Below are 3,754 nucleotides of genomic sequence, written 5' to 3'. Positions count from 1 at the left end.
TGGCAAGAGATTTCGGCGGCGCGCAACAATCGGAATCGGAACCGGGCCGCCAGGATTCCTTCCGGAATGCCGACAGGCCTCAATCGATTCTTCGGCTAAATGGCGCCTGCGGCCTCAAAATGAGGGGAGACATGAGGCCGATCTCCTGAATCATAACTGCCTGGTCTATAGCGGGCTGCATGAGGCGGCGAGTTGGCCGTTTATTGGGCCTGATGGTCCGTTTAGCGTAGCGGTTCAGGGAAGCCTTAGTTCCAACAGCGTCGAGACCATTCGCATGGGTGTTCTGGCTGGTGTCGGAATCGGCTTTTTTACGAAAGTCTCGCTCGCAGGCGAGCTTGCACAATCGGATGTCATCACGGTTCTCGATGATTTCGTGCAAGGCGTTCGGGATATAAGCCTAGTATGGCCAAAGCGCCGGTTCGTCCCGGAACGCGTGCGACGCGTGACCGATTTCCTGACAATGGCCATACCGAAGAGGCTTTAGGCTACGATCGCTTTTGGGACATACGCCAATCGTGCCGCTGCCCGGAATAAAGTACAAAGCAGGCAGTCCCACTTCAGCCGGATCTTGCCGATAGCGGAAAGTCCGCTTTGGAATAGCTCGGGACAAATGCAGGCACTTGTTGTCCCCACGCAATTTGATCCAAAAAACGTCGAGGCCGATGCACAATTCAACAGCTGGTAACGCATTTTGGAGTGCGTTTTTTGCTTCATGGAGCCTTCTTTCGGCTGTTGTCATTGTATAAAGTTATGTGACCTCTCGTGGATAGCCCATAACGAACTCGTCAACGCGGTGATAAAAACCGCCGGTGGCAGCACGGACGATACGCGCTGGAAGCGCCCGGCATCCTTGATTGGACGACCATGCGCTACGGCCCGTTCATAGACGTAACCAACGACACAACCATGCTTGGCATCAAGCGCCGTCACCCGGGGTTTACGATATCATGCACGGTGGCGAGTACCTGCGTGAGACGCGGTACAACGAAATCCAGGAAGGCGCGCCGCTTTAGCGGTTGGATGCGCTGCGGCGGATGTACCAGGTGGACCGGGATTGGTGGCGCTGAAAAATTCCGCAGAATTGTTGTGATGCGGTGTGCTGCGATGGCATCCGCAGCCTGGTAGGACATGATGCGCGCGATCCCCAAGCCCGATGCAGCGGCTTCGACCACCGTATCGGCGGTATTAACTGAAAAGCGCGGGCGGATGGTGATGGATCTCTCTGCCGGTCCGCTACCGATCGGCCAGTTGCGATAGGTTTTCAACCCTTCGAACGCGATACAGTCGTGATCGGCGAGGGCGCCGGGTGTCTGGGGCTCGCCGCGCCGCGCTAAATATTTTTCGCTCGCGCAGAGAACCCAGCGGACATGCCCCACCTGTCGCGCGATTAAGTCGCTGTCTGGTAAGCGGCCGATCCGCACGGCGAGATCCACCTGCGCCTCGGCCAGATCGATCACCTGGTCCGACAACACCAGTCTTACGGTGACCTCCGGGTAGGCTACCAGAAAATCATGGACGATGGGCGCGACATGGAGCTTGCCGAACATGATGGGTGCTGCAACCAGCAGCTCGCCGCGTGGCGCGCGGTATTCGCCACTGGCCGCGCGTTCGGCGTCGCCTAGCTCCTCGAGCAGCCGGCGCGCGGCCGCCACAAAGGCTTCACCTGCCTCGGTCACAATTAGTTTGCGGCTAGTGCGAACCAATAGTTGAGCGCCGAGATACGCCTCCAGCTCCGAGACGCGACGGCTGATCGTGGGCAGCGGCGTGCCCAGCGCGCGTGAGGCGGCAGAGAGGCTGCCGCCGTCGATGGCCGCGAGAAGTGTCTGCATCGCCTCGAACCGGTCCATTGATTGTTCCATTATTTGGAAGGGTACATCTCGAAACTAACGGCTGCTGCATAAAAATGGAAGCCGCTAAACGAGCGCCGTCGGGTCGGTGAGGCCCACTCAACAAGGAGTTTCAACATGCCCCGTATTCCCACCCCCTCCACCGTTGCTGATGCGCCCGAAGCATCCCGCCCTTTGCTGGACGCCGTCGCCAAACAGCTTGGCAGCGTGCCCAACATGTTCCGCGCCATCTCGCTCAGCCCGCACGCGCTTAAAGGGTATCTGGATCTGTCCGGCGCTTTGAGCCACGGCGCATTACCTGCCGCCACCCGCGAGCGCATCGCGCTGGCCGTCGCCGAGATCAATCGCTGCGGCTATTGCCTCTCGGCGCACACTTATCTCGGTCGCAACCTCGTCAGACTGGACGATGTCGAGATTACCGCCAACCGCAACGGTGCCTCTAATGATCCCAAGGCGGATGCGGCCGTGCGTTTCGCCGCCAAAGTGGCGGGTGAGCGCGGTCAGGTGAGTGATGCGGATTTCGTGGCGGTGAAGGGCGCTGGCTATACAGACGCACAGGTGATCGAGATCGTGCAGCACGTGGCACTGAATATTTTCACTAACCTCTTCAACGAGGTGTTTCAGACAGAGATTGACTTTCCGGTCGTAGCTCCCCGTCGGGCGGCCTGAACGCAGCCCACACTCGATAAAGGTTACTTCCCATGATCCAAACATCTCATCATTTTGCTAACGTAAATGGCCACAAGGTTTTCTACCGTGAGGCCGGCGATGCAAGCCTGCCAGTGATCATCCTGCTACACGGATTTCCGTCCAGCAGCTTCATGTTCCGCGGCCTGATCCCGCTGCTGGCCGAGAAATTTCGCGTCATCGCGCCCGATTATATCGGCTTTGGCCAGTCGGATGCGCCATCCGTCGACGATTTCGACTACACATTCGACAGCCTTACCACCCATGTCGCCGGTCTGATCGATCAACTGGGGCTAAAATCCTACGTCCTTTACATGCAGGATTATGGCGGCCCGATCGGTTTTAGGATTTTCGCCAGCCGGCCTGAAGCTGTGACAGGTTTCATCATCCAGAACGCCAATGCCTATATGGAAGGGATCGGCGATCTGCCCAAGCAGGTGTTCTTGCCGTTATGGGAAAAACGCGACGCCGATTCCGAAGCGGGCGCTAGAACATTTCTGGCGGCGGGCACGACGCAGTTCCAGTACATGGTCGGCGCCAAAAACCCGGCGGCGATCAGCCCGGATAACTGGACGCTCGACCAGGCGCTGTTGGACCGACCTGGCACTGACGCCTACCAGCTAAATTTGCTGGAAAACTACAAAACCAATGTCGCACTCTATGACATCTGGCACGCGGCATTCCGCAAACACCAGCCCAAAACGCTGATCCTTTGGGGCAAGCATGACCCGTTCTTCATCGAAGCGGGTGCTACCGCGTTTCTCGTCGACCTGCCCAAGGCCAGGCTGGTCTGGCTTGATGCCGGGCATTTCGTGCTTGACGAAAATGCAGCGATTGTTGCCGCCGAGATCAACGCTGAGTTCGCTTTGCCAATGACAACCGCAACCGAGATCGTCCGTCGCTTCTACGCTGCCCTCGGCCAGGGCGATGCACCGACGGCACTCGGCCTGATGGCCGAAGATATCGAGTGGAATACCATGTGGCACTATAAGGTCGATGGCCGCGGCCCGCAAAAAGTCGCCGAAGGATTGTTAGCGCCATTGATGGCCGAATGGACGTCATTTGCTTTGACGCCATCAGCTTAGAGTCTGACTCGGAACTCATGTGTAACGAGCGAGTCGGCGGGTGAGGAGCATGACGGATGCGGCGTAGAGGAAGGCGGTAGCGGAATGGATTGTACCCTCGAAATCCTTTGCCAGACGCCGGTTCCGGTTGAGCCA

The 3,754-nt window shown here is 58.2% G+C and carries 4 protein-coding genes and 1 pseudogene; 3 read left to right on the top strand and 2 right to left on the bottom strand.

The annotated features are described in order from the left end of the window. Positions 1-484, top strand: a 484-nt coding sequence (locus tag AiwAL_RS19845) for a LysR substrate-binding domain-containing protein (RefSeq protein WP_262313449.1), incomplete at its 5' end; no start/stop codon positions are given. Positions 485-926: 442 nt separating this feature from the next. Here the strand turns inward: AiwAL_RS19845 and AiwAL_RS19840 are convergent. Continuing rightward, complete coding sequence (locus AiwAL_RS19840; RefSeq protein WP_262313448.1) at positions 927-1,847, bottom strand: LysR family transcriptional regulator; 921 nt, start codon at positions 1,845-1,847, stop codon at positions 927-929. 117 nt (positions 1,848-1,964) lie between these two features. On the opposite strand from AiwAL_RS19840, the gene AiwAL_RS19835 reads away from it, so the two are divergent. Continuing rightward, on the top strand, positions 1,965-2,516 hold the full coding sequence (locus tag AiwAL_RS19835; protein ID WP_262313447.1) for a carboxymuconolactone decarboxylase family protein: 552 nt from the start codon (positions 1,965-1,967) through the stop codon (positions 2,514-2,516). 32 nt (positions 2,517-2,548) lie between these two features. Further along, positions 2,549-3,619 carry an alpha/beta fold hydrolase gene (locus tag AiwAL_RS19830; protein ID WP_262313446.1) on the top strand — a complete coding sequence of 357 codons (1,071 nt, stop codon included), beginning with the start codon at positions 2,549-2,551 and terminating at the stop codon, positions 3,617-3,619. 15 nt (positions 3,620-3,634) lie between these two features. On the opposite strand, the pseudogene AiwAL_RS19825 reads toward AiwAL_RS19830, so the two are convergent. Next, positions 3,635-3,754 (bottom strand): annotated as a pseudogene (locus tag AiwAL_RS19825) (IS5/IS1182 family transposase); the annotation flags it as partial.

This window comes from Acidiphilium sp. AL, assembly GCF_025499445.1.
Classification (GTDB): Bacteria; Pseudomonadota; Alphaproteobacteria; order Acetobacterales; family Acetobacteraceae; genus Acidiphilium; species Acidiphilium iwatense.
The sequence above is the reverse complement of the archived record's forward strand: the minus strand, read 5'-3'. Positions and strand labels throughout refer to the sequence as shown.

Bases quoted from the DNA above. Each gene is read 5' to 3' on its own strand.
- AiwAL_RS19840 (WP_262313448.1), bottom strand. From the start codon at position 1,847: ATGGACCGGTTCGAGGCGATGCAGACACTTCTCGCGGCCATCGACGGC.
- AiwAL_RS19830 (WP_262313446.1), top strand. From the start codon at position 2,549: ATGATCCAAACATCTCATCATTTTGCTAACGTAAATGGCCACAAGGTT.
- AiwAL_RS19835 (WP_262313447.1), top strand. From the start codon at position 1,965: ATGCCCCGTATTCCCACCCCCTCCACCGTTGCTGATGCGCCCGAAGCA.